The organism is Streptomyces subrutilus (assembly GCF_008704535.1).
Taxonomy (GTDB): domain Bacteria; phylum Actinomycetota; class Actinomycetes; order Streptomycetales; family Streptomycetaceae; genus Streptomyces; species Streptomyces subrutilus.
In genome coordinates, this window is record NZ_CP023701.1 from 7,548,514 (window position 1) to 7,573,063 (window position 24,550).

25 protein-coding genes and 2 pseudogenes are annotated in these 24,550 nt (G+C 73.0%); 13 read left to right on the plus strand and 14 right to left on the minus strand.

The window, feature by feature from the left end; all coding sequences use genetic code 11:
- Nucleotides 1–147: 147 nt before the first annotated feature.
- Nucleotides 148–777 (plus strand): nucleoside/nucleotide kinase family protein, encoded by a 630-nt coding sequence (locus CP968_RS33630; protein WP_150521568.1) that lies wholly within the window; start codon nucleotides 148–150, stop codon nucleotides 775–777.
- Between the two features lie 40 nt (nucleotides 778–817).
- Here the strand turns inward: CP968_RS33630 and CP968_RS33635 are convergent, their stop codons facing one another.
- Both CP968_RS33635 and CP968_RS33640 read right to left on the minus strand, forming a co-directional pair.
- Nucleotides 818–1,666, minus strand: a complete 849-nt coding sequence (locus CP968_RS33635) for an aldo/keto reductase (RefSeq protein WP_150521569.1) — start codon at nucleotides 1,664–1,666, stop codon at nucleotides 818–820.
- A gap of 233 nt (nucleotides 1,667–1,899) precedes the next feature.
- On the minus strand, nucleotides 1,900–2,304 hold the full coding sequence (locus CP968_RS33640; RefSeq protein WP_189828975.1) for a hypothetical protein: 405 nt from the start codon (nucleotides 2,302–2,304) through the stop codon (nucleotides 1,900–1,902).
- Between the two features lie 318 nt (nucleotides 2,305–2,622).
- On the opposite strand from CP968_RS33640, the gene CP968_RS33645 reads away from it, so the two are divergent.
- The 3 genes from CP968_RS33645 (at nucleotide 2,623) to CP968_RS33655 (ending at nucleotide 4,511) form a co-directional block, all read left to right on the plus strand.
- Nucleotides 2,623–3,354, plus strand: a complete 732-nt coding sequence (locus CP968_RS33645; RefSeq protein ID WP_150521570.1) for a dioxygenase family protein — start codon at nucleotides 2,623–2,625, stop codon at nucleotides 3,352–3,354.
- 170 nt (nucleotides 3,355–3,524) lie between these two features.
- Nucleotides 3,525–3,899, plus strand: a complete 375-nt coding sequence (locus CP968_RS33650; RefSeq protein WP_150521571.1) for a hypothetical protein — start codon at nucleotides 3,525–3,527, stop codon at nucleotides 3,897–3,899.
- Between the two features lie 171 nt (nucleotides 3,900–4,070).
- Nucleotides 4,071–4,511: an ArsR/SmtB family transcription factor gene (locus CP968_RS33655; RefSeq protein ID WP_150522296.1), complete on the plus strand. Its 441-nt coding sequence runs from the start codon at nucleotides 4,071–4,073 to the stop codon at nucleotides 4,509–4,511.
- Between the two features lie 117 nt (nucleotides 4,512–4,628).
- On the opposite strand, the pseudogene CP968_RS33660 reads toward CP968_RS33655, so the two are convergent.
- Nucleotides 4,629–4,931, minus strand: a pseudogene (locus CP968_RS33660) (class II fructose-bisphosphate aldolase); the annotation flags it as partial.
- Nucleotides 4,932–5,355: 424 nt separating this feature from the next.
- Between CP968_RS33660 and CP968_RS33670 the strand changes: the two are divergent.
- Complete coding sequence (locus CP968_RS33670; protein WP_150521573.1) at nucleotides 5,356–6,156, plus strand: DeoR/GlpR family DNA-binding transcription regulator; 801 nt, start codon at nucleotides 5,356–5,358, stop codon at nucleotides 6,154–6,156.
- Nucleotides 6,157–6,310: 154 nt separating this feature from the next.
- Here CP968_RS33670 and CP968_RS33675 read toward each other — a convergent pair.
- Nucleotides 6,311–6,838: pseudogene (locus CP968_RS33675) on the minus strand (cellulose binding domain-containing protein); the annotation flags it as partial.
- Nucleotides 6,839–7,120: 282 nt separating this feature from the next.
- A complete protein-coding gene (locus CP968_RS33680; protein ID WP_150521575.1) occupies nucleotides 7,121–7,561 on the minus strand; it encodes a MarR family winged helix-turn-helix transcriptional regulator in 441 nt (146 codons plus the stop codon).
- Nucleotides 7,562–7,628: 67 nt separating this feature from the next.
- On the opposite strand from CP968_RS33680, the gene CP968_RS33685 reads away from it, so the two are divergent.
- Both CP968_RS33685 and CP968_RS33690 read left to right on the plus strand, forming a co-directional pair.
- The gene (locus CP968_RS33685; protein WP_150521576.1) at nucleotides 7,629–8,003 is read left to right on the plus strand and encodes a cupin domain-containing protein; all 375 of its coding nucleotides are present in this window, start codon (nucleotides 7,629–7,631) and stop codon (nucleotides 8,001–8,003) included.
- Between the two features lie 753 nt (nucleotides 8,004–8,756).
- Nucleotides 8,757–9,128 carry a DUF3592 domain-containing protein gene (locus CP968_RS33690; protein ID WP_150521577.1) on the plus strand — a complete coding sequence of 124 codons (372 nt, stop codon included), beginning with the start codon at nucleotides 8,757–8,759 and terminating at the stop codon, nucleotides 9,126–9,128.
- Between the two features lie 210 nt (nucleotides 9,129–9,338).
- On the opposite strand, the gene CP968_RS33695 is transcribed toward CP968_RS33690, so the two are convergent.
- The 9 genes from CP968_RS33695 to CP968_RS33730 all read right to left on the minus strand — a co-directional run bounded on the left by CP968_RS33695 (nucleotide 9,339) and on the right by CP968_RS33730 (nucleotide 18,997).
- On the minus strand, nucleotides 9,339–9,635 hold the full coding sequence (locus tag CP968_RS33695) for a DUF2188 domain-containing protein (protein WP_150521578.1): 297 nt from the start codon (nucleotides 9,633–9,635) through the stop codon (nucleotides 9,339–9,341).
- Nucleotides 9,636–9,937: 302 nt separating this feature from the next.
- Nucleotides 9,938–10,642, minus strand: a complete 705-nt coding sequence (locus CP968_RS34455; RefSeq protein ID WP_208836006.1) for a CocE/NonD family hydrolase C-terminal non-catalytic domain-containing protein — start codon at nucleotides 10,640–10,642, stop codon at nucleotides 9,938–9,940.
- Nucleotides 10,603–11,643 carry a CocE/NonD family hydrolase gene (locus CP968_RS34460; protein ID WP_208836007.1) on the minus strand — a complete coding sequence of 347 codons (1,041 nt, stop codon included), beginning with the start codon at nucleotides 11,641–11,643 and terminating at the stop codon, nucleotides 10,603–10,605. The genes CP968_RS34455 and CP968_RS34460 overlap by 40 nt, the downstream gene beginning before the upstream one ends.
- 253 nt (nucleotides 11,644–11,896) lie before the next feature.
- Nucleotides 11,897–12,178 carry a hypothetical protein gene (locus tag CP968_RS33705; RefSeq protein ID WP_150521579.1) on the minus strand — a complete coding sequence of 94 codons (282 nt, stop codon included), beginning with the start codon at nucleotides 12,176–12,178 and terminating at the stop codon, nucleotides 11,897–11,899.
- A gap of 356 nt (nucleotides 12,179–12,534) precedes the next feature.
- Nucleotides 12,535–14,910 carry an FG-GAP-like repeat-containing protein gene (locus tag CP968_RS33710; RefSeq protein ID WP_167536908.1) on the minus strand — a complete coding sequence of 792 codons (2,376 nt, stop codon included), beginning with the start codon at nucleotides 14,908–14,910 and terminating at the stop codon, nucleotides 12,535–12,537.
- A 50-nt stretch (nucleotides 14,911–14,960) separates the two neighbouring features.
- Entirely contained in the window at nucleotides 14,961–15,968 is a 1,008-nt protein-coding gene (locus tag CP968_RS33715) for an FG-GAP repeat domain-containing protein (RefSeq protein WP_150521581.1), read from the minus strand.
- Nucleotides 15,969–16,405: 437 nt separating this feature from the next.
- Nucleotides 16,406–17,011, minus strand: coding sequence for a GNAT family N-acetyltransferase (locus CP968_RS33720; protein ID WP_150521582.1), 606 nt, complete (start codon nucleotides 17,009–17,011; stop codon nucleotides 16,406–16,408).
- Nucleotides 17,008–18,180, minus strand: coding sequence for a ThiF family adenylyltransferase (locus CP968_RS33725; RefSeq protein ID WP_189828976.1), 1,173 nt, complete (start codon nucleotides 18,178–18,180; stop codon nucleotides 17,008–17,010). Before CP968_RS33725 ends, CP968_RS33720 begins: the two co-directional genes overlap by 4 nt.
- A 136-nt stretch (nucleotides 18,181–18,316) precedes the next feature.
- Complete coding sequence (locus CP968_RS33730; RefSeq protein ID WP_150521583.1) at nucleotides 18,317–18,997, minus strand: GntR family transcriptional regulator; 681 nt, start codon at nucleotides 18,995–18,997, stop codon at nucleotides 18,317–18,319.
- A 182-nt stretch (nucleotides 18,998–19,179) separates the two neighbouring features.
- Between CP968_RS33730 and CP968_RS33735 the strand changes: the two genes are divergently transcribed.
- The 6 genes from CP968_RS33735 to CP968_RS33760 all read left to right on the plus strand — a co-directional run bounded on the left by CP968_RS33735 (nucleotide 19,180) and on the right by CP968_RS33760 (nucleotide 24,515).
- Nucleotides 19,180–20,157: a phosphoglycerate dehydrogenase gene (locus CP968_RS33735; RefSeq protein ID WP_244330593.1), complete on the plus strand. Its 978-nt coding sequence runs from the start codon at nucleotides 19,180–19,182 to the stop codon at nucleotides 20,155–20,157.
- Entirely contained in the window at nucleotides 20,157–20,984 is an 828-nt protein-coding gene (locus tag CP968_RS33740) for a hydroxypyruvate isomerase family protein (RefSeq protein WP_150521585.1), read from the plus strand. The genes CP968_RS33735 and CP968_RS33740 overlap by 1 nt, the downstream gene beginning before the upstream one ends.
- Nucleotides 20,981–21,679 carry an aspartate/glutamate racemase family protein gene (locus CP968_RS33745; protein WP_150521586.1) on the plus strand — a complete coding sequence of 233 codons (699 nt, stop codon included), beginning with the start codon at nucleotides 20,981–20,983 and terminating at the stop codon, nucleotides 21,677–21,679. The genes CP968_RS33740 and CP968_RS33745 overlap by 4 nt, the downstream gene beginning before the upstream one ends.
- Nucleotides 21,676–23,073: a 3-oxo-tetronate kinase gene (gene otnK, locus CP968_RS33750; protein ID WP_150521587.1), complete on the plus strand. Its 1,398-nt coding sequence runs from the start codon at nucleotides 21,676–21,678 to the stop codon at nucleotides 23,071–23,073. Before CP968_RS33745 ends, otnK begins: the two co-directional genes overlap by 4 nt.
- Complete coding sequence (locus tag CP968_RS33755; protein WP_150521588.1) at nucleotides 23,070–23,708, plus strand: class II aldolase/adducin family protein; 639 nt, start codon at nucleotides 23,070–23,072, stop codon at nucleotides 23,706–23,708. Before otnK ends, CP968_RS33755 begins: the two co-directional genes overlap by 4 nt.
- Nucleotides 23,709–23,801: 93 nt before the next feature.
- Nucleotides 23,802–24,515 (plus strand): molybdate ABC transporter substrate-binding protein, encoded by a 714-nt coding sequence (locus tag CP968_RS33760; RefSeq protein WP_150521589.1) that lies wholly within the window; start codon nucleotides 23,802–23,804, stop codon nucleotides 24,513–24,515.
- The last annotated feature ends 35 nt before the right edge of the window (nucleotides 24,516–24,550 follow it).

Consider the following 24,550-nt stretch of genomic DNA (forward strand, 5'->3'; position numbering starts at 1 on the left):
CGGCCCCGGACGGGCCGCGCGCCGTACACGGCCCGGCCCGGCCGCCCCGCCCAGTGCCCGCTCGCCCACTGCCCGCCCGCCCGCCGGCCTTGACGGCCGGGCCGGGGCGGGTGTGCGCGGGGCCGGGGTCGCGGGCAGGATACGGGGGTGGACACGACGGAACTGGTGGAGCGGGCCCGCGCACTGGCCGCGCGGGACGGCGGCGGCCGGCGCATCCTCGGGATCGCCGGGCCGCCGGGCGCGGGCAAGTCGACCCTGGCCGCACGGCTCGCCGAGGCACTGGGGCCGGCGGTGGCCGTGGTGGTGCCCATGGACGGATTCCACCTCGCCCGTGCCGAACTGGAACGCCTGGGCCGGGCGGACCGCAAAGGGGCCGAGGACACCTTCGACACGGCCGGCTACGTGGCTCTGCTGCGCCGCCTGCGCGCCACCCCCAACGCCACCGCTCCCGTCTACGCGCCCGCCTTCGACCGGTCCCTGGAGGAGCCGATCGCCGGGAGCGTGCCGGTCGGCCCGGCCGTCCCCCTGGTGATCACGGAGGGAAACTACCTGCTCCACGACGCGGGGGAGTGGGCGCACGTACGGCCCCTGCTCGACGAGTCCTGGTACCTGGCCCCCGACGACGGGCTGCGGGTCGGCCGACTGGTCGAGAGGCACGTACGGCACGGCAAGGACCCCGCGCAGGCGCGTGCCTGGGTGGCCCGCTCGGACGAGGCCAACGCCCGTCTGATCGCACGCGGTCGCGACCGCGCGGACCTGGTCCTGGACTGCGGCTGACCCCTGAGCGGGGCCGCCCGCGGGCGGCCGCCGTGCTACCTCAGTCGTCGAAGCGGGCGTTGCCGATCCGGCTGACGAACACCGGATCCCGGTGTGAGAAGAACTGCGACTCCCCGGTGTCCAGGTCGGCGATGCGCGCCATCTCGGCGTCGGTGAGCTCGAAGTCGAAGACGTCCAGGTTCTCCGCCATGCGGTCGGCGCGGACGGACTTGGGGATGACGACGACCTGCCGCTGGACCAGCCAGCGCAGCACGACCTGTGCCACGGACTTCCCGTACACCGCACCGATCGCGCCGAGGACCGGGTGGGAGAAGAGGTTGTTCCTGCCCTCCGCGAACGGTCCCCACGATTCGATCTGCACGCCCCGCTCGCGCATCAGCTCCTGGTCGGCGATGCGCTGGTGGAACGGGTGGGTCTCGATCTGGTTGACCGCCGGTGTGACCTCGTTGTGGTCGATGAGGTCGACGAGACGGTCGGGATGGAAGTTGGAGACGCCGATCGCCTTGACCCGGCCCTCCCGGTACAGCTTCTGCATGGCCCGCCACGACCCGTACACGTCGCCGAAGGGCTGGTGGATCAGGTACAGGTCGAGGTGGTCCAGCCCGAGCTTGCGCAGCGAGGTGTCGAAGGCGCGCCGGGCGTTCTCCTCGCCGGCGTCCTGGACCCACAGCTTGGTCGTGATGAACAGTTCCTCGCGGGGAATCCCGCTGTGCCTGACGGCGCGGCCCACGGCCTCCTCGTTGCGGTAGGCGGCCGCGGTGTCGAGCAGCCGGTAGCCGCGGGCGAGGGCGTCGGAGACGGCCCGCTCGGTCTGGTCGGGCGGGATCTGGTAGACGCCGAAGCCGAGGAGGGGCATCTGGACGCCGTTGTTCAGCGTGACGGTCTGCATGCGTGGAGCCCTTCGCTGTCGTCCCCGGGCCGGTGGTTCGGATTGGCCCGCGCGTGCCCGGGGCCGGTCGCGCGGTGTGCGGTGCCGGGCGCTGCGGCCCGCGGCGCCGTGCCGTTGCCGGCGGCGCCGGCCGTTCCTGCGCCACGTTCCCGCGCCCGGGCCCTTCGCGCGAGCCGGAAGCGGCCGGGTGCGGGCGTGTCGGCCGGCCGGGGCGCCCGTACCCGGCGCCCGGTTCAGAGCTCCGCGCGCGTCGCGGACTGGGCCGCCCGGACCGCGACGTTGGCCGCGTCCTCCAGGAGCGGCGCCGCTCCGCGGGCGCCACCGGTCAGCGTCAACCCGCTGAGTGCCGCCCAGCCCAGCGCGGCCGAAGCCGCCTTGGCGCGTTCGGTACGGCCGGGCAGGAAGGTCCCGAACAGCAGCGCGTCGCCCGCGTCGACCGCGACCCGGCACAGGACCGCCGTACGGAGCGCCGGGCCTTCGGGTACCGCCAGCATCGCGGCGCCGATCACCGCGTCCCGGACTCCCAGGGCGCGGATCAGCAGGGCCGGGGAGCCCTGCTCCGGCAGGCCGCAGGGACGGGCCAGGACCTGCGGACGGCAGGCGACCGCCACGCCGTATCCAAGGGTGGCGACGCCCATGACTCGGGCCGCAAGGGTACGCATTCAGATCACTCCGCTCGTTGGGCCGCGCCCACGGTCCGGGCTGCGAGCACTGCCCGCCTACCCGCGCCGCTCCGGCCGAACCGTGGACCGTCGGCCGCGTCACCGGGGCGACGGGCCCGACGTCCGCCCGGCGCCCGGTCGGCATACGCGGGGCTCGGCAACGCCGCCGGCGTGAGGCGCGGCGTCGGCCGGGTGCGGTCGTACGGGTGGTCCTTCGAGTGCGGCTGAGCGGTCCGGCGCCGGCGCCGGGGCAGGGTGGAACCGTCCACGCCGCCGTTCACCCAGGGGTGTCCCATGGCTGTTCCCGATCCGTCCCCGACCAGCCGGCGCACGGTCCTGCGGGCCGCCGGTTCCGCCGGAATCGCGGCCCTCGCCCTGACCTCGGGCTGCGCGGGCGGCGCATCGGGCGCCGGGGCGGGGGAGCGGACCGGCGCCGTGCCCGCCACGGCGAGGACGGGTACGGGGACCGCACCGGTCCCGGTGCCCGTGCCGGCCTGCGTGTTGGCGCCGAAGACCGGCGACGGCCCGTACTACGTTCCGCACGCCCGGCTCCGCTCGGACATCGTCGAGGACCGGGGCGGGGTCCCGCTGCGCCTGGACCTGACCGTGGTCCGCGCCGCGCGGGGGTGCCGGCCCCTGGCCGGTATCGCCGTGGACGTCTGGCATGCGGACGCCCTCGGGACCTACTCGGCCGACGGAGCCGCCTTCCTGCGCGGCACCCAGCTCACCGACGCCACGGGCACGGTGTCCTTCCGGACGATCGTGCCCGGCTGGTACGCGCACGTCGCCCCGCACGTCCACGTCAAGGTGCACCCCGACGCGCACACCGAGGCCGCCACCCAGGTGTTCCTGCCCGAGGAACTGCTGCGGCAGGTGTTCCGGCGGGACCCGTACTCCCGCCGCAGGGCCCCGGCGCACCCCAACACCCGCGACGACCGCTTCGCGGCGAAGGGCGCGCTCATGACCCTCGGGCCCGTCGCGTACGGGGCGGGCTACCGGGCGGCGTTCACGGTGGGGGTGGAGTGAGGCGGGCCGCCACCGGTCGGACCGGGCCGTGGATTTCACGCCAAACGCTTCCGTTCCCCTCCCCGCGCCGATCGCGATCACTAGCGTGGGAGCGCAAACGGCCCGGCACCGCGGCCAGCAGGCGACGCGGCTGCCGGCGTCGACGGAGAGCAGTGAGGGAGTGGGCGTCGATGGCGAATGTGGAAGTTTCCCTGAAGGAGACGATGACCTCGATCGAGGGCGCGCTGGGGGTGGCGCTGGTCGACTACACCAGCGGCATGGCGCTGGGAACCCTCGGGGGCGGAAAGCACCTCGACCTGGCGGTCGCCGCAGCGGGGAACACCGACGTGATCCGGGCGAAGGCTCGGACCATGGAGATGCTGGGCCTGCAGGACGAGATCGAGGACCTGCTGATCACCCTCGGCAGCCAGTACCACCTGATCCGGCTGCTGAAGAGCCGCGGAAGCAGCGGACTGTTCCTGTACGTGGTCCTCGACAAGGCCAACTCCAACCTGGCCATGGCCCGGCACCAGCTCAAGCGCATCGAAGAGGCGCTGGAGCTCTGACCGCCGCGCTTCCGGGCCCACGTGTGCCCACGAGTTGAAGAAGTCTTCAACTCGGCACATCCGAAACTGTTCATACGCGGCGCGCGTGGGCCCGCCGGGCGGAAGGCTGGTGTTCCGACGGCTGCTCCGCCGCAGCACTCCGTCCTCTCATCAGCAGGAGCACGCGTGGGAATGCAGGTCCCCCTCTACCAGGCGAAGGCCGAGTTCTTCCGGATGCTCGGGCATCCCGTGCGCATCCGTGTCCTGGAACTGCTGCAGAGCGGACCCATGCCCGTACGGGACCTCCTGGCGGAGATCGACATCGAGGCGTCCAACCTCTCGCAGCAACTGGGGGTCCTGCGTCGCGCCGGCATCGTGGTCTCCCTGCGCGACGGGTCGACGGTGAGCTACGCCCTGGCCGGCGGCGACGTGGCCGACCTGCTGCGCGCGGCGCGCCGCATCCTGACGGAGCTGCTGGCCGGCCAGAGCGAACTGCTGGCGGAACTGCGCCAGGCGGGGCCGGAGTCCGATCGTCGTGCGGATACGGATACGGATACGGATACGGATACGGATACGCGGGCGGGGAGCGGCGGCCGCGCCGTGGAGCGGGCGGAGGCGTGCGGGGAACGGTGACGCTGCCCGTTCCCCGCACCGCACCGCACGGCGCGACGGCCGGGGCGCGGCACGGGTGTCCGCCGTTGCCGCGCCCCGGCCGCCCCGCTCCGCTCGCCGGAGCCGACGGCCGCGCGGTCAGGCGCCCGCGAGGGTCCGCAGGAGCCGGGCCACTTCATGAGCCACCGCGTCCCGGGCGGGGCCGAGGTGCGCCCGGGGGGCGGCGACGCCGGTGAAGATCTTGTTGAGGTGGGTGGAGACGTTGACCTTGGTCATGCCGGCGCCGACGGCTTCGGCCAGGTGCTCGTCGTCCACTCCCGAGGAGCCGTGGAGCACGAGGGGCAATTCGAGGCGGTCCTTGAGCCGGGCGATGAGGTCCAGGTCGAGTAAGGCGTCGCGGGTGAGCTCGGCGTGCGAGCAGCCGACCGTCAGGCCGGCGGCCAGCGCAGCCCACAGGCGTCCCCCGCACCCGTAGGGTTGCCGGAGAGCCGCTCGGGAGGCTCCGCCCGCCAACGGCCGTCGGGCGCCAGCGCGTACGGGCCGTCGGGCCGGCGGATGCGACGACGGCCCGCGCGCCCCGCTCCCGCACGAGGGCCGCAGCCGCCACGAGATCGGCGCACCCCGTGGCCGCCGTGATTCCGGACGATGGTGTGCGGCAGGGGCTTTCGGCGGGCGGGGTACGTCGCGTCGTGGCGGGCGATCCCTTTGCGGGGCAAGGGATCGGGTCCGGGGGCCGGCCCGCGGTCACCCCCGATGGGGGCCGGAACGCGCGGCCCCTGACGGGCGCGAGCTGCCCGAAGCTACGATCCAACGTGCGCGACCGGCGAGGGACGCGACGGGTACCGGGATCAGAGGGATGTGTCGCATGTCCAAGCACGAGCGGTGGAGCAGGCTGCTGGAGCTGCTCGCGGTCGACGGAAAGCTGGAGGTCGAGGAAGCGGCGGCAGCGGTGGCGGTCTCGCCGGCGACCATCCGGCGGGACCTCGACGAGCTGGCCGAGCAGCGACTGCTCGTCCGTACGCACGGCGGCGCCCTTCCGCACGGCGTCGCGTACGAACTCCCGCTGCGCTACAAGTCCTCGCGCCGGGCCTCCGAGAAGCGGCGGATCGCGCACGCCGTCGTCGGGCTGCTGTCGCGGGGGGACGTCGTCGGGCTCAACGGCGGCACCACCACCACCGAGGTGGCACGGGCCATGGCGCTCGGTACGGGGGGCGGTACCACGGAGCGGGCAGAGCCTTCCGAGGTTCCGCTGTACACGGTGGTCACGAACGCGTTGAACATCGCCGGCGAGCTGACCGTACGCCCGCACTTCAAGATCGTGATGACGGGTGGGGTGGCCCGCGGACAGACCTACGAGCTGGTCGGCCCGCTCGCCGAGGGCGTGCTCAACCAGGTGGTCCTCGACATCGCCGTCCTCGGCGTCGACGGGGTGGACCCGCAGCTGGGGGTGATGACGCGCCACGAGGACGAGGCGGCCGTCAGCAGGCTCTTCGCCGAACGGGCCCGCAAGGTCGTCGTCGTGACCGACTCCTCGAAGATGGGCCAGCGTGCCTTCGCGCGCATCTGCGGCCTCGACCGGATCGACCTACTCGTCACCGACACCGGCCTGGCCCCCGACATGGCCGCGCGTCTGGCCGAGTCCGGCATCGAGGTCATCACGGCCTGAAGGCCGGTGCGCACCGGCCCGCTGGCACGGGCGGCGCGTGCTCCCGCCGTGCGGTGGGGACGCGCGCCGCCCCCTTCGGCGGTCGGCTTCTCATGCGTCGCGGGTGTGCGGTCAGCCGGCGGTGCAGGTCACCGGGGGCAGGGGCGACGAGACGTCACCGGAGGCCATGAACCCGAGGGCCTTGACGGCTCCCGGGGCGATGGCGCCGTTGGCGGCGCTGCCGGTCGCCGTGAGGGCCGGTCGCCGTGACGGCCGGTCCGGTCTGCGTGAGCTGCGCGTCCCGGAAGTCCGTGACCTTGTCGTTCCCGGGCCAGGTCCACGTGACCTTCCAGGAGCGGGTGGCCGCGCCCGTGTTCTCCACCCTGATCTCGGCGTCGAAGGCGCCGGTCCAGGAGTCGGTCACGACGAAGGCGGCGGTGCAACCGCTCTGCGCACCACCGCTCGCCGTCGCCTTGCCGAGGGTGTCGGAGGTCGCCGAGGTGTTGCCGGCCCTGTCCCTCGCCTTGACCTGGTACCGGTAGGTGGTGGCCGCTGCCGGACCGGAGTCCGTGTACGAGGTGCCCGACGCCGTGCCGACCTTGGTCCCGTTGCGGTACACGTCGTAGCCGCTGACGCCGGTGTTGTCCGTCGAGGCCGACCAGGACAGCGAAACGGAGTTGCTGGTGGAGGCGGTCGCGCAGAGGCGCGAGGGAGCGCCCGGTGCCTGCGTGTCGGGGGGGAAGAAGCACTACGCGAGCAGGTCTTGCGCAGGCCGCCCGGCGTCCCTGGAGGTCTCGCTGCACGATGCCGAAGACGCCGGAAGAGGCGGCACACGCCCGCTCCAGGCCCGCGTCGGCGTACTCGATGTCGATGATGCGGTTGCCGAACGGGGCACGGTACTGCGGGCACTCGGGCTCGGTCGCTCCCTCCCAGACCACGCCGCACTCCTCGACGACGGCGAAGTCCAGGCCAGTGACGTACCGGCTCACCAGGCGGGGCGGATCGGCCCCCGTGGCGTCAGCCGGGTCAGATCGGCGACGAGCTCACCGAAGCGCGCCTCGCCCAGCGCTTCTCGCCAGGGTGCGACGGCAGCCCGGGCCGCCTGGTCGGCGGCCCGCGTGGCGGCCAAGCCGGCCTCGGTCAGCCCCAAGAGCCGGGCGCGGGCGTCGTGGGGGTGTGGATGGCGCACCACGTATCCCTTGCGGACGAGCTCCTCGACCAGCTGGGCGGCGGCCTGCTTGCTCACCCCCAGGTGCTCGGCCAGGTCGGCGGTGGTGGCGTCGCCCGAGGAGATGCGGGCGAAGGCGAAGCCGTGTGCGGGCCGTAGATCCTCGAATCCCTGCAGCGACACGCGAGCGTGGATCTCCTGCACCAACTGTCCGGAGAGTGCCAGCACGAGCGCGGAGAAGGCCAGAGCGTCATCCATGAGTTGACTATAACTCGGCAAGCTGCTTGTCTTCATAGACAAGTTCCTTGTCTATAGGGAGGCTGGCATGCCCTTCATCCGCAGTGACGAAGCCGTCACGCACGAGATCCACGGTGTTCGGTTCGTTTCCTTCGTCCGTCCAGGTACGGGCAGCCGCGACCTGGCCGCCTGGCGCGGCGAAGTCCCGGCCGGAACGGCGGCGCCGGCTCACGTGATCAGCCACGAGGAAACGTTCTACGTGCTGTCCGGTCGCCTCCGGCTCACCATCGGCGGCGAGAGCGCCGAACTCGACGCCGGTGACGCGGCGGTGGCTCCGGCAGGCTCCGAGCTGGCCGTCGCCAACACCACCGACCAGCCCGCGCACATGTGGGTCACCACACGGGCCGGCCTCAGCGCCGTGCTGCCCGACGGCAGCACCATCACGCCGCCCTGGACTCACTGAGCCCACTTCACCGTTGATGAAGGTCAACGAACGTTCGGAAACGGCCGGGACGGGCTGCGTATCCGCCTGACGATCCAGTTCCCCGCGGATACTGCGGAGCACGTCGTCACCGGGCACACGTGGCACTTCGCATGCGAGTTCCTCAACCGGCTGGAGGCCGCGCACGCGGCACGGTGACAACGAGCGGACGGCGGCGGGGAACGTCTTCGCATCCCGGCCCCCGCCGCACCCCTCAGCCATCCACCACCCACCACAGAGGTCATCTCTCTCCGGCGACAGCCAGCTCCCCTCAGGAGTGAGCCGAGAGCGTGTTCCTGACCGCCGACCGCGGCCTGTTCGGTCCCGGCGGACAGAGCCTCCACGGTTCCTCCGGCGCTGCCCCCGACGACCCGATCGACGTGAAGGCAGGCCGAACCGGACCGGGAAGTCGGCGACAGCGCCCTGGCCGTCCCGTCCCGGCCGGCCCGGGAGCACGAGAACCTGCGCCCTGCGCCCTGCGCTCCGGCGACACAGAGCGGCTCGCCTCCGTACGGCAGCGCTGCGCGCCGCTCGACCACGAGGTCCGGGACGGCATCGCCTGACCCGTCCGGAGAAGGCCGCGCGCGGTACGGCCTCCAACGCGCCGGACGACGACACTGCCGAGACGGAGCGTCGCCCACGCTCTCGTCGGGCGCTGCCCGGTGCCGGGCAGCGGCTATTGTCGGGTGGCCCCGATCGGCGGTCCGACAGCAGGTTGCCGTGAAGGGGGCACCCATGGAGTTGTCACGTGGGGATGGCCACCTGTTGCTGCTGGTTTCCCTGGGCCTCGTCGTGGCGCTGGTCGCCGTCGCCCTCGCGGTGCGGACCTTCCTGCGATGGCTGCTCATCCGCAGGATGTTCACGCAGGGGCTACTCGCCACGGGCACGGTGGTCGATGCCTACGTGCTACCGGGAGACCAGGGCCGGGCAGGCCTGCAGCACGCCATCGTGGGCTTCCGCGCGGCCGACGGGCGCGCGTACCGGCTCGACTTCGACACCGGGCGGCGATGGCCCCTCGGTGCGCAGGTGCGGTTGCGCTATTTCCCGTCGAGCCCGGAACGAGCGGTCCTCGCCGAACCGGGCCGGGGCACGTGCGCACGACGCTGACCCTCGTGCTCCTGGTGTGCCTCGGACTGGCGGGGGTCCTCGTCACGGTGCTGGGCCTGTTCCACTGGAGGGTGGTGTAGGACGGGTGGCGTGACCCGGGTCGCCCATGGTCGGCAGCCGGCCCGGTTCGGTCTCTCGGCGCGGGCCTCGGTCGTCCGGCGTGCTCCGTGAGGTACGCCGCCCGCCGCAGACAGGCGAGGACGGGACGCCTCAGAAGAGGCCTCCGCGCTCTCCAGCCCTGCGGCCGCGCTCGCCAGGGCGCGTGGCGGGTGAGTCGCCGTAGGTGTACGCGGTGCGCACGTGCCCATCGCGCGCGTGGACGATGACCTGCGCGGGCTCGTGACTCTTGGCGTGCTGGCGGGCGGCATCGATCGCGTCCTTCTGGGTGCGGTGCGGCTCGTGGAGCAGGCGGCGCCCTTCTCTGCCCTCGACCTGCCACTTCACGCCCGCGGCGGCCGCCCGCTCGCCGGACGGCGACACGTGGTAGACGGTGAGTTTCGCTGCCATGATCCTTCTCCTCGCAGTCGGGCGGACTGCCCGGCGAGCCCTGCTGCCCTCGGCGACGCGGCTTCACCTGCGGCCTGTGCGAGACCTCGCGGAGGGACACCACGTCGACATCCACCTGCGGGGCGTCTGCCCGCACCGGCAGCCCCCAACCAGTCCCACCCCCGCGGAGCCGCCCCACGGAGCCGCCACGGACGCGCCCGCGCCACGATCGTCACGGTGTCGAGCGCCTGTCGGCCCGGGCAGGGCGTGGACCGCCGGGTCGGTGTCCGCGGGTGGCCCCGGGCCCGGCAGCCCCTCCGCGGCTACGGGCGGGTCTGCAGTACGGGCAGGAGCAGGCGGGACGAGGAGTGCACCGTGTTGATGGACTCCACGCCCACGACGGCATGGGTGAAGCCCAGCATGGCGGGGAAGTCGGGCCGGGTGTCGTCGGTGGTGAGGGTGAGGCGGATGCGGTGTCCGCGCCGGAACCGGCGGGCGTTCGCCACGAGGGGGACGCGGTAGTCGACCGTCTCGCCCGGCGGTACGGGGGCGGGGTGTCGCTGTGGCAGCACGGGCCGGCCCGGCCGGCTCGCCTCCTCGTCGACCTCGCGCAGCGCTCCTCTCAGCCAGCCCTGGGTGACCTCCGTGGCGGATCCGTCGGGGGCCACGTCCTGGAGCAGCGCGATCCAGCCGATGTCCGTGCCGGTCGTCGCGGCGGTGAGGCGCAGCTCCAGGTGGCCGACCATGTCCAGGTCCGCTTCGAGGGGGGCGGTCGACCAGCTGAGCCGGACGGGCAGCGCGTGCCGGTTGTCACCGGCGTACTGCCGTGCCCCGGGGGTCTCGTGCGGGTCGAGGCTGCCGTCTGCCCCGAGGGCGTACGCGGCGTATTCGGCGGGCGGCGGCCAGGTCGCGCTGGTGCGCCACTCGTCGGCCCCGGCCGGCCAGTACCTGACGGGCGGCCCTTCGAGCGTGCCGGTGTCCCTGCCCCTCAGCCAGTGGTCGAACCAGGCCAGCGCTTCGACGTGCATGCTCTCCCACGGCCAGGGCAGGCCGCCCGCTCCCAGCAGGGCCATCCGGACGTGCGGGGTGCTCCGCAGCCCGTCCCAGGCCTCGAAGGCGCCCGGCAGGTGCAGGACGACGTTGGTCCACTCCGAGCCGATGTACACGGGGACGTCGACCCTCCGAGCAGCGGTCGCAGGTCCCGCTCGTCCCACCAGGCGTCCCGCGTGGGGTGCTCGGTCCGGACGGCGCGCAGCAGGTCGTCCCAGGGGTGGGCGGCGTGCGGTGCCCGGCTGATCAGTTGCAGGCCGCGGACCATGTCCGCGCCGCCCGCGTCCGCGAAGCGCCGGTGAACGGAGGGCGCGGCCAGGATCCTGCGCACCAGGCGGGAAGGGCCCCGGCGGAGCAGCCGGTCGCCGCGTGCCGCGAGCACGGCCACGGTCCGCAGCCACAGCGTGGCGAAACGCTCGTTGAGCAGCCCGTTGTGGTTGGCGGCCTCCCAGGCCGACACGGAGACGTCGTACGGGAACACCGCCTTGAGGTGGGGCGGCCTCTGGGTGGCCGCGGCCAGCTGCGCCATCGCGTAGTAGCTGATGCCGATCATGCCGACGTTCCCGTCGCACCAGGGTTGCGCCGCCGTCCATTCGACGAGGTCGTACAGGTCGCGCCGCTCCTGGCCGTCGAAGAAGCCCCACGAGCCGCCGGAGCCGTTCGTGCCCCGCAGGTTGGCGATCACGTGGGCGTAGCCGCGCGGGACCCAGAAATCGCCGGCCCCCGCCTCGATCACCCCGACGGGCGCGCCGAGGTCCTGGAGCTGCCGCGGGTAGGGGGACGCGGCCAGCAGGGCGGGGACGGGGGACCGGGTGTCGGGGCGGAACACGTCGGCGCGCAGAACCGTTCCGGCCCGCAGGGTGACGGCCGTGTCGTCCTCGCGGCGCACGCCGTACACCGCCTGGGAGAGGTTGCGATAGGTCCGCCCCGTCGTCTGCGGCCCGTTGAGCCGTCGCTGTCCGGGTTCGAGTCCTGCCACGCGTGGCCGCGCCATGTCCGTGCCCCGCTTCCGCCGCTCACCGAGGTCCCTTCCACCGTACGGCGAAGGCCCCCCACCGCGCGCGGGACCCCGCGTGCGGCGTCCGGACGAGCCCTGAGCACGTCAAGCCCGAGCGGCGGCGTCGAGGACGGCGACGCCGGCAGCGGAGGCGCGAACGCCGGCCCGGCAGACCTGCCCACCGACCGGGCCGGTCGGCAGGCCTGCCCAGCGGCCCGGTCGGCACCCCCGCCCCCTACCGGCTCCGGGCCCCGGGCGTCCCCTGCCCGGCCGTCGAAGCGATCCGCATCCGGGACCCGTCCCACTCCACGGTCTCCGCCGGCAGAATCAGCAGCCCTGCCTCACCATCCGCCCAACCCGCCCCGATCCGCCGCACCTGCACCGCCGCGCCCCCCGCTCCGGCCATGTACACCGTCGGGTCGACCTCCCAGCCGTGCCCGGCGAGCCACGCCTCCAGCCGGACCATGTCGGACGGCGTCGCCCCGCGCGGCCACGCATAGGTGCTTTCGATGCCCATGTCCATCCCCCCGTCGCGGCCGGGTCTCCGGCCACCGGAGATCCTTCCACCCGGCACTGACAAGTTCCCGCGGATGCGAACGTGGTGGGGGCCGGCCCCTGGTGGGGCCGGCCCCCAGGCGGGTGGCACGCGCGCTGCTGCTCCTGTTCCGTCCGTGGGGTCGACTGCGCTTGCGAGCGCGTCGTGGCCGGACCGGGTGGAGCGACGCTTCGTCGAGCTCGCGGCGGAGGAGTCCGGGCGCGGCCGCCGGAACGAGCGCGCGCCGGCCCTTCATCCGGGCCGAGCACAGCCGCCGAGACGATCGACGAGACGATCGACGAGCCCGCCGGCCGCCGGCACCGGACCTCCGGCTCAGGTCACTTGTCGCCGCCCTTGTTGATCCACGCGTCCAGGGCGCCGTTGCGAGCGATCTTGACCCAGTCGGCCCGGTCGTCGCCGTCCAGGTCAGGCAGGGCGACCACCCCGCCGGTGCCCTGGGCGATCTTGCCTCGCTCGGTCCAGTCGGCGCGCCCGGTGTTGAACCAGGCGTGGGGAACGCCGTCGGCGTCGAGGGAGACGTAGTCGTCCTTGCCGTCCCCGTTGAGGTCCGCGAACTCGATCTGCTTGTTGGAACGGGCCGTGAGGTTGGTCAGGATCGCACCCCCGGGCTCCCAGCCGTCGTGCCCCGGGGTGTCGCCGCCCCGGTTGTAGAAGACGTCGACCTTCGTCCCGAAGTCGAGCAGCCGTACGTAGTCCGCGTGGCCGTCGCCGTCGACGTCGGCGAACCTGATCCGGTCCACCGGCGTGTCCGTCCCCCGGCCGTAGTTCGGGCGCGGCTCCCAGCCGGGCTTCCACCCGTCGGAACCCACGGTGTCGCCACCCCGGTTGATGTAGGCGTCGATGGTGTGGTCGGGGCGGATGACGAGGTAGTCGTCCTTGCCGTCGCCGTCGAGGTCCGCGAAGAAGACCCGATCGGGTCCCTGCCCGGTTCCCATCGCGAACTCGCCGCGGTACGTCCAGGCGGTCTTGCCGTTGTCGTTGCGGTTCAGCCAGACGGTCGCCGCGCCGGTGGGGGAGACCCAGACGATGTCGCTGCGGCCGTCCCCGTCGAGGTCGGGGTACTTCATGGCACCTGCGACGTCCGGGTCGCCCGGCAGCCCGTCCCAGATCCTGCCCTTCGGCTCGTACCCCCCGCGCGGGTCGGGGTCGCCCGGCGGGGCCGCCTCGCGCACCCAGCCGTTGTTGAGAGCGGAGCTGATACCGGCGACATAGGCGTCGGCGATCTTGCGGTAGCCGGCATCGGTGGGGTGCACCTCGTCGGCCAGGTCCCCGGTCGTCACCGCGCTCAGGTCGACCCTGACCATGTGGTCGCCCTTGGCGATCCGCGTGTCCAGCATCTCCGCGATGGACGCGTTGTACGAGGTGATCCGCTGTTGGATCGCCGGGTTCTTCGAGGGCGTCAGCAGGCCCACCACGATCGTCACGCCCGGAGACCCCTTGTAGATCTGGTCGATCAGCCTGCTCAGCCGGGCCGGTGCGTCGGCGACGTCCACGTTGCGCACCATGTCGTTCGTCCCGGCGAGCAGGGTCACCACGTTGGGCCGCATCTGCGGAACGGCGTCGGACGCCTCCGCGGCGATCTGGTCGATGGTGTAGCCGGGCCAGCCCTCGTGGTCGGGATCGGGGATGCCGATCCCGTTCCTGCGCTCGCCGACCATGTCCCGCTTGGCGGGCAGGTCCCACATGGGGGAGAGGATGTCGTTGCCGAACAGCTCGTTCTGGCTGATCTTGCCGAGGTCTGCCTGGATCTCGTCGCGCGCGCCCGATTCGTTGGCGCTGCCGAGGCCCTGGGTGATCGAGTCACCCACGGGCATCAGTCTGATGGACGAGGGGGGCTCGGCAGCCGCGCGCAGGTGCCCGATGGTGGTGGGCAGGTGGTCGGAGGGCGGCGCCCACTGCACGACGTGCGCGTGACCGATCTGCTGCGCGGCGGCGACGTCGCTGCTCACGAAGTAGTCCAGGCGCCCGCCGTCGCGGTGGGTCGGTACGGTGGTGTGCATGGTCCGGGCGGGCGGGAAGCCGCCCCGATCGATGATGACGTTCGGCTCGACGTTGAAGTCGCCTCCGACCGTCCACTCGTATTCCACGCGTTGCTGCCTCCCCCAGGCTTCGACCTGGGTGTCGATGGCGTCGAGCAGCGGCGCCGAGTCGCTCCCGTTGCTGCCGGCCAGACCGTGCACGGTGAAGTACCAATGGGAGCCGTACCGCACGCCGAGCGCGGTGCGGCCCGCCTCGACCGGGTTCTGGACGACGTTCACCTCGTCCGGTTCGCCGTTGACGACGATCGCGAGGTTCACCCGGCCGCCCTCGCCGTTCTGCGTCAGCAGGAAGTAGACGTGACGGTTGTCCGGGTAGGCCTCCGTGTGCAGGTTCCACCGGTAGTGCCGTACCGCATGGGTGGTGGCCTGCCCGTTGCGGTCGACCGTGGTGCGGTTCAGGTCGGCCAGGCGGGTCGAGCTGTCCGCGGGAATCGCTCCGGCCTCCTGGAGCATCACGATCTGGTACTGCCGTGCGTAGTTGCGCACGTTGTTGAACCACTTGTTGGTGTTGGGCCCCGACTCGTTGGCGCCCTGCATGTTCCAGGTGAGCAGCGGGGTGGTGGCCAACGGCCGCTGCTCGGCGGCGGCCGGCGACGCAGGGAGGACCACGAGGAGCCCGGCCAGCAGGAGGAACAGGGCGCCCAGGACACCCACGTCTCGGAAACGGTGCCGGCGAAACGCGCGGTCGGTGGTGGCGGCCTCGGTCATCGGTCGCCCCCGTCGTTGAGGTATCCGGTGATCGCGCCGCTCCCGCTCATGGTGAGGTAGTCGATCCGCCCGTCGCCGTTGAGTTCGGCGAGCATGATGCGCTCCGCCGGATCGCTCGTGCCGTTGGCGCCGCCGGCATGGCCGTCGCGGAGCACACCGTCCTCGATCCCCGCGTTGGCGAGGCTGAGGAGCGTGCTGTCGGGGTACAGGAACAGCCGGTCGTCGCGGCCGTCGCAGTCGAAGTCGCCGAACTCGGGGCGGGAGGTCGCCAGCAGCGCCTTCCCCTCGGATATCCTGCCCCAGGCCACCCATCCGCCCTGGCCGGGCCGGTCGCCGCCCTCGTTGCGCCAGGCGAGCAGGTCGTCCTGCGCGGCGGACTGCGTGAGGTAGTCGTCGTCGCCGTCACCGTCGAGGTCGGCGAAGTACACCTGTCCGGGCGGTGCGCCGGTGCCCCGGGCGATCTGCCCCGCGGGCTTCCATCCGGGTTCGATTCCCGACGGGGTGGTGAGGTCGCCGCCCTCGTTGATCCACCCGTCGACGGCGCCGTCGCCCTTCACGGCCAGGTAGTCGTCCTTGCCGTCGCCGTCGAGGTCGGCGAACTTGACGCGGTCGGGGGTGTATCCGGTGCCCAGGGCGATCCGGCCGCGGTAGGACCACGTGCCGTTGCGGTCGTTGCGCCATTCGCGGATGCCGCCGATCTCGTCGAGCAGCAGTCGGTCGTCGTCACCGTCGCCGTCCATGTCGGCGAAGCGGATCAGGCCAGGATCGGTGATCCCCGGGATCGCGGGGGCGACCTCCCCTTGGGGCACCCAGCCGTTCCGCTCGCCGCAGGGCCCCAGGGCCGCCGCCTCCTGGGGCGCGGCGAACGACGGGACGACGGCGGCGAGGAGGGCCAGCGCGGCGGTGACGACGAGGGAACGGCTGCGCGGGACCCGAAGGCTTCTTCCTCTCCCGTCGAAGCCGTTCCTGCCGAAGCGGGGGCGGGCGCGGACGGTTGGTTGCATCAAGTGCTCCTTGGCGTGGACGAGTCGAGCGAACGCGCCGGAACGGTCGGTCCGGGGCCGTGGTCCGGACCCGGACGCGAGAACCCGGGCGCGAGGCTTCGGCAGGGCGCGTCCGCACACGGTTCGCCGGACGCACCCGTACGTCCAGGGAAAACCCGGTTGCCCGTGCACTGCCAAACGGAGCGATCATTCTCGGCCTCGCGAAACGAGGCGGGGTTCACCGTGTTCCGCGCGGCGGCGGCCGTGTGGCGGGCGGCCCGCTGGGGCTTCGAACGCTTGGGCCCATTGGTATCCACGGAGCCCCGGACCGTGCAGGTCACCCGCCGGACACCGGGCGGGGTGCGTGGGGCGGGGCTCGGCAGGTAGGCCGTAATCATGCGGCCCGCGACACTGCCCGGGGGGCGGATCGGGACCGGGGCCGTGACCGTGGAGAGGGTTCAGACCCGGTCGAGGCGGGGTGCTCCGTCGAGGATGGCCAGTTCGGTGGTGCTGGCCTGGCGTTTCCATTCGGGGGCGACGGTGGCGTAGGTGGTGACGTCGTGCCAGCGGCCCTGGGTGTGGAAGAGCTGGCGGAGGGTGGCTTCGGGGCGCAGACCTGCGGCGTGCATCACCTTCGGCATGTGGTGGTGGTCGCTGCGGTGGCCGGCCCAGATGCGGTGCAGGCCGAGGTGTCCGAAACCGTAGGCCATCAGCAGGCGCCCGGCCTCGTGGCCGTGGCCGCGTACGGGGGCGCCGGGCAGCAGGATGAGGCTGGTGAGCATGGCGTTGCTGCCGTAGTCCTCCACGAGCAGCCCCATGGTGCCGACGAGGGTGTCGTCGTCGGGGGCGCAGACGGCGAGGGTGTATTTGCGGCGCGGTCGGGCGTGGGGCTGGGCGAGGGACTGGGTGAAGGTGTCGTGGGCCTGGCCGGCGTTCATCTGGTCGATGCCCAGGTAGCGGGTGAGTACGCGGTGGGTGAGGATCCGCGCGAACGTGTCGTGGTCGCTCGCGTGGAGCTCCCGCAGCCACAGGTGCTCGCCGTGCAGGTCGGGGACCCGGCTCACCGGCCGGCTCCGTGGCGGACGGGCACGGCGGCCGGGGCGGGGACCAGCGTTTCGAGGTCGATGGAGTGGCGGCCCGAGGGGAGCGGTTCGCCCAGCAGGATGCGGCGCGCGGTGTCGGTGACGAGGGCGGCTCCGAGCATGACGCCGCTGGCGAGCTGAGGCCAGCTGGAGAGGGTGTGGCCGACACGGGTGAGGGCGTCACGCATGGCGGGGCTCAGCCGCTGTTCGTCGACGACGTCGAGGAGGAAGCCGAGGGCCTCGTCCCGGCCGAGGTCCCGCACGTCGGCGGCGGTCGTGGCTCCGACGCGGCCGTGGAAGAGCGGACGATCCGGTTCCAGGTCGAACCGCTCGACGTCCAGCACGCCCCGGTCGTTGGTGTCCATGAGCACGGGGATCCTCAGGCTGCGCGCGTGTTCACGGGAGGCGACCTTGACCCAGGGGGCATCGGCCTCCTCGATGAGCAGGTCCAGCCTGTGGCCGCCCCCTTCGCCGCCGAAGAAGTCCTCGATGTTCTCCTCGTCGATGCCGCCGCGGTGGACCTCGATGTCCAGATAGGGGTCGAGCTCGTACATGCGGCGCGCGCACAACACGCTCTTCTCGCGACCGATTTCGTGAACGCCGGCTCGCAGTCGGTTGAGGTTCGAGAGGCCGAGGCGGTCGGAGTCCGCCAGCCGGAAGGCCCCGCCGACGCCCTCCATGGCGCAGGTCAGCGCGGCGCTGCTGCCGACCGACAGCCCGATGACGCCGATCCGCCGCCCCAGGAGGCCCCGCTGCTGCTCGCGGGTGATTTTGTCGCGGTTGCGGTCGGTGCGGACCAGGCGGAACTCGGCCTCCGGCAGCACGTGGACCAGGCGCCCGGACCACGGATACCAGGCCCACCTGCCGTACGCATCGGGGTGCGGGCCCACGGTGTCGGCGACGGCGCGGGACCGGGAGCGCCCGCCGAAGGGGTCGTGGGGGGCCACGCAACCGAGGAGCTCCTCGACCTGGTCCTCGATCCGGTCGTGGACCTCGTGCAGACGGTTCGAATCCCGCAGTTCGGCCAAGGCGGCCGCGCCGGCCGGCCGGGACGGATCCAGCAGGACCGGGCGAAACGATTCGCTGGTCCCGCGGGGCCCGGGCAGCGCAAGGTGGTCCGGCTCAAGGCCGGACGGCGAGGGGTGCGTCATGGCCAGGACGCTAGCAACCGGAAGATCTTGCTCCAGTCTGCGTCACCCGAGGGGGCGCACTCGAATTGATCTTCTACCCGGATGCGCCTCTTCGCGCCCTTCGCGCCTCCGGGGCGCCGTGCCGGCCGCGCCCGCCTCAGCCGCCGGTAACGGCCTGACGGTCTTTCAGCGCGCGTGCCTTGGCGTTCTCGATGTGCCGGCGCATCCGGTCGGCGGCGCCCTCGGCATCGCCTGCGGCCAGCGCGTCGTAGACGGCGGCGTGGTCGCGGGCGGGGGACTGCGCGTCGGAGGAGCCGAGTTCGGCGAAGAGCCGGAAGCGCTGGACATGGCCGCTGAGCGAGCGGTACGCCGACTCCAGGAAGGGGTTGGCGGACTGCTTGGCGATCAGGAAGTGGAAGCGCTCGTCGGCCGACAGGTAGGCGCGGACCGACTTCGAGCCGTCCCCCGCCGCGCAGTTCCGCAGTTCCTCGATGCTGTCGGCGACGTCCTGGAGGAACTCGGGGGTGGTTCTGCGGCCCGCCTCGTAGGTGAGGGTCGGTTCCAGCACCAGGCGCGCGTCCATCAGCTTGATCAGTTCGGTCTCGCTGAAGAGCGGGGCCACGCGGTACCCCTTGAGCGCCTCGCGGCGCACCAGGCCGGTGTGTTCGAGCCGGGCGAGCGCCTCGCGCAGCGGGGTCTGGCTGACGTTCAGTTCGCGGGAAAGCGCGCCGATGTTGAGCGGCCGGCCCGGTGACCACAGCCCGTCCATGAACTGGTCGAGCAGTACTTCGTACATCTGGTCGGCCAAGGGCTGCCGATCGGACGGGCGCGTCGCCATGCGGATCTCCTTTGTCGCTCGATGGTAGCGCGGCGCCTTCCGTGCCGATCATCCGCCCGTGACAACGCTATAGTATTTTGAAAAATCCTATACTATATTCATGCTTCGTTGGTCGTGCCGCAGCAGAACGCAGAGGATCCCCCATGACACAGCCCCCCAAGGAACGTGCGCCCCGTGTACTCGTGACGACTCCCTACCTCGAACCCGGCGGTGAGGTCGACCGGATGCTCCGGGAGGCCGGCCTGGAACCGGTCTTCGCCCGGCGCGCCGACCGGGAGGCCGCCGGGACCACGCTGGCCCGGTGCGTCACCGACGTGGCGGCCGCCGTCGCCGGCACCGACCCCTTCTCAGCCGAGGTCATCGCGGCGGCACCCCGACTGAGGATCCTCAGCCGCTGCGGCGTCGGCTACGACAACATCGACCTCGCGGCGGCGACCCGGCACGGCGTCGCGGTCACCATCACGCCCGGGACCAACCGGGTGTCCGTCGCCGAACACGTCCTGGCGCTGATGCTGAACTGCGCCCGGCGCATCCCGCAGAACCTCACCGCCGTGCGCGGCGGTGGCTGGACGCAGGAGAGCGGGCGGGAACTGCACGGCGCGACGCTCGGCGTCGTCGGCCTCGGCTCCATCGGCAAAACCGTCGCCCGCGCGGCACTCGCCCTCGGCATGCGGGTCGTCGCCCACGACCCCTGGCTGGACGAGGACTTCCTGAAGGAGACCGGAGTCCAGGCACGCCCCCTCGCCGGGGTGCTGGCCGAGGCCGACTTCCTCACCCTGCACATCTCCCTGGACGAGACCACCCGGCACCTGATCGACGCCGCCGCACTGCGCCGGATGAAGCCCGACGCCTACCTGATCAACACCGCCCGGGGCGGAGTCGTCGACGAGGACGCGCTCGCCGACGCCGTCGAGGAGGGCCGGCTGGCGGGCGCGGCACTGGACGTGACCGAGCACGAACCACTGCCCGACGACAGCAGGCTGCGCGCGCTCGACAGCGTCCTGGTGACCGCCCACATCGGGGCCGCCACGGTCGAGGCCCGGGCCCGGTCCGGCGCCATGGCCGCCCGCCACGTGATCGACCTGCTCGCCGGCCGCACCCCGGAGCACCTGGTCAACCCCGGCTACGCGCACGCCGTGTCCGCCGCAGGGGCCCGCTGATGCACGCGCCGAACGGGCTGCGCTTCGACGCCAACCTCAAGTGGCTGTTCACCGAAGTCCCCTTCGAGGAGCGCTTCGACGCCGCGTCAGCCGCCGGCTTCACCGCCGTCGAGTACGCCGACCCCTACCCGTACCCCGCCGCACGGCTGCGCCGACGCCTCACCGACGCGGGACTGCACCAGGTACTGATCAACGCGCCGGTGGGCGAACCCGGTTCACCGGAACGGGCGGGCGCGGCCTGCCTGCCCGGACGCACCGACCGGTTCCGCAGCGACCTGCAGCGCGGCCTCGACTACGCCGTCGAGCTGGGCTGCGACGTCCTGCACGTGCTCGGCGGCATACGGCCGGACGGCATCAGCCACGACCGCGCCTTCGCCACGTTCGTCACCAACCTCGCCTGGGCCGTCGACCAGGCCCGGGACACGGGGATCTGCCTGGTCCTGGAAGCACAGAACAGCCGCGATGCGCCCGGCTACCTGCTGGACACCCAGGCGAGGGCCGCCGCGGTCGTGGAGGCGCTCGGCGGGAACGGCATCGGACTGCTCCTGGACCTCTACCACGTACAGGTCCAGGAGGGCGACCTCATCTCGGCCCTGCGCGAGCAACTGCCCCGGATCCGGCACGTCCAGATAGCCGACCCGCCCGACCGGACGGAGCCGGGCAGCGGCGAAATCGCCTGGCCACGCGTCTTCGACACCCTGCTGGACGCCTCGTACCAAGGCTGGATCGGCTGTGAGTACCGCCCGGCCGACGGCACGGTGAACGGCCTCTCCTGGCTCGCCGAGCAGGCCGCCGCACCGGCGACCGCAGCAGAGGCCGCCCGATGAGCGGGGGAGCGGCGGACCGGGTCCCCGCACCACGGATCGCGCTGATCAGCGCCACCCCCACGGCCGTCGGCCCGGCGGTCGCGGGACTGGCCGAAGGATTCCCGGCGGCCCAGCCCTGGAACCTGCTGGACGACCGGCTGCTGGCCGACGCGCCGCACGACGGACCGCCCACCGCGCAGCTCATGGAACGCATGCGTCGGCTGATCGGCTACGCAGTGGCCGGCGGGGCCGACGCAGTGCTGCTGACCTGCTCGCTCTACGGCCCCATCACCGACACGATCGAGTCGCCGGTCCCCGTGCTGGCACCCGATACGGCGGCCTTCGCCCGGACGCTGGCATTGTCTTCGGGCTCCGGCCGGATACTGGTCCTCGCCTCGCTCGAAGCCGCGATGCGGGACTCGGCGGCCCGCTTCTCGGCCGCCGCCGCAGCGGCCGGCTCGGCGGCGCTCCCCGTCGGCGTGGTCGCCCCCGACGCCTTCGGCGCGGCCCGTGACGGGGACGTCCCCGCCCTGTCCGAGGCGCTGCGCGCCGCGTGCCTGCCCCACCTCACCGGCGCCGACGCGGTACTGCTCGCCCAGTACTCCCTGGCGCCCGCCGCCGCGACGCTGTCCACCGCACTGGGCGTGCCCGTCGTCGCCGGCCCGCAGGCCGCGGCCCTCGCCCTGCGCTCCGCCCTCACCGGGAGACCCCTATGAACGAGCACACGGACAACCGCCGCCCGGCGGACCCGCCCCGCGGCCCCGCACCGCTCGGCGTCATCGCCGACGACTTCACCGGCGCGACGGACGTCGCGGTGGCACTGCGCCGCGCCGGACTGCGGACCCTGCTCTTCTTCGGCGTGCCGAACGGCCCGGACGAGGCGGACGACGGGGCCCACGGCCCGCACCCCGCCCGGCTGCCCGAGCACGATGCGCTGGTCATCGCACTGAAGAGCCGGATGATCCCCGCGGCCGACGCGGTCGCCTCGTCCACGGGCGCACTGGAGTGGCTGCGCGGACAGGGCGCCGGGCAGATCTACTTCAAGTTCTGCTCGACCTTCGACTCGACCCCGCGCGGCAACATCGGCCCGGTTCTGGACCGGCTGGCCGAGGCCACGGGCGCCGGCACCGTACCGCTGACGCCGAGCTCGCCGGAACACCTGCGGACCCAGTACCAGGGCTGCCTCTTCGTGGACGACGTCCTGCTCGGCGAGTCACACATGCGCGACCACCCGGTGACGCCCATGACGGACTCGTACCTGCCCAGGGTCCTGCGCGCCCAGACCCGCGAGCAGGTGACCCTGATCGGACTGGCAACCGTACGACAGGGAGAAGCGGCGGTACGCGCCGCGCTGACGGGCGCCGCGGCGCGCGGCACCCGCTACGTGCTGGCCGACGGCATCGACGAGAGCGATCTGCGCACGCTCGGCCGCGCCGTCCTCGACGCACCGCTCGTCGCGGGCGCCGCCGGCCTGGCCGCCGGCCTGGCACACGCACACGCCGAACAGCGCGGCCTCACGCCGGACACCTGGCGGGACGAGACCGACCCCGCGCGGAAGGCGGCCTCGGAGGCGCCGGGCGGACCGGCCGCCGTGCTGAGCGGGAGCTGCTCCCGCCGCACCCTGGAGCAGCTCGCGGCGCTCGCCGACGCGGGCAGGCCCGCGTACCGCCTCGACCCGGTGGCCGCACCGGACCCGGTGGTGCTCGCCGACGCCGCACTCACCTGGTACGACACGCTGCCCGCAGGCGGCAGCGCACCCGTCCTGTACTCCTCGGCCACCCCCGACAGGCTGCGCGAGGTACAACGCGTGCTCGGCGTGGAGCAGTCGGCCGCCGTGCTGGAGGAGGCGACCGGACTCATCGCGGCCGGCCTCGTCGAACGGGGCGTCCGCAGGCTGGTCGCGGCCGGGGGCGAGACCTCCGGCGCCGTCGTCGCCGCGCTCGGGATCACCGGCGCCCACGTCGGCGCGGAAGCCGCACGCGGGGTGCCGTGGATCCACCCGCTGGGGGACCGCCCGCCGGCGCTGCTCCTCAAGTCCGGCAACTTCGGCGGCTCCCACCTGCTCCTCGACGCCTCCGCGTCCCCCGCGGAGCCGGCGGACCGCACATGAGCGGGCGACGCGACCAAGCCGAGCGGGACCGCCTCATCACCACCGCGCGGGCCATCGCCGCCCGTTCGCTGACGCACGGCAGCACCGGCAACGTCTCCGTGCGCGCCGGCGCACACATCCTGGTGACGCCCACGGGATCGAGCCTGGCCACGGTGCGCGCCGAGGAACTGTCCGTCATCGACGCCGACGGGGCCCACGTGTCCGGCGCCAAGCCCTCCAAAGAGGCGTTCCTGCACGCCGCCGTGCTGCGCGCCAGGCCGGACGCGGGCGCCGTGGTCCACACCCACTCCACGCACGCGGCGGCCGTCTCGTGCCTGGCCGAGGTGGACCGGCACGACGTGCTGCCGCCGCTGACCGCCTACTACGCGATGCGGGTCGCCAGCCTCCCGATGCTGCCCTACTTCGCCCCCGGCGACAGCCGGATGGCCGCCGCCGTCGAGGAGCTGGCCCGCGGGCACGCGGCACTCCTCCTGAGCAACCACGGGCCCGTCGCGGCCGCCCGCGACCTGGACCGCGCGCTGGAGATGGCCGAGGAGATCGAAGAGACGGCGAAGCTCCACCTGCTGCTGCGCGGAGCCCGCACCAGCCCCCTGACCTGGGTCCAGCGCGGCGCGCTGCGCCCGGTCTCCCACTGACCCACCCCCCTAGGCAACCCGGGGGGAGCCGAACGGACACCACGGGAGAATTCCCGTCGAAGCCCGCTCCCCCCACCCTGTGAAAGGACGAAGATGTCCGCGGAAAAACCGCACACCGTGTCGCTCTTCAGCGCGCTGGCGGTGAAGAAGGCCCTCGACGACGTCATCCTCACGGCGTTCACCGAGCAGACGGGGACCGAGGTCGACGGGATCTACGACCCCACGAACGTCCTGTTGCGCAGGATCGAGGAGGGCGCCCGGCCGGACGTCATGATCGGGGTGACCGGCGCCTTCCCGGCACTCTGCGACGCGGGGGTGATCGACCGGGCTTCGGTGCGGGACATCGCCCGGGTCGGCATCGGCCTGGCCGTGCCGCCCGGCGCCCGGCCGCCCGCCATCGACACGGTCGACGCACTGGTCACCGCGCTCCGCTCGGCCCGTTCGGTGGCCTACTCGCGCACCGGGGCAAGCGGCGTCCACTTCGCCGCGCTGCTGGACCGGCTCGGCATAGCGGACGAGGTGAACGCGCGGGCCACCGTCGTGGAGAAGGGATTCACGGCGCTGGCCGTGACAGACGGCCGGGCCGACCTGGCCGTCCAGCAGATGAGCGAGCTGCTGTTCGTGCCCGAGGCCCGGGTTGCGGGCCCGCTGCCGGACGGGGCCCAGCACTTCACCGAGCTCTCGGCGGCGCTGGGCACCGCGGCCGTCGCACACGCCGGGGCCCGTGCCCTGCACGCCTTCCTCACCGGGAAGGAGGCGGGAGATGCGTACCGGAGAGCCGGACTGGAAGCGCTGCCGCGGAACTGAACCCCCCGCGGCCGACCGCCCGACCGCCCGCCCCC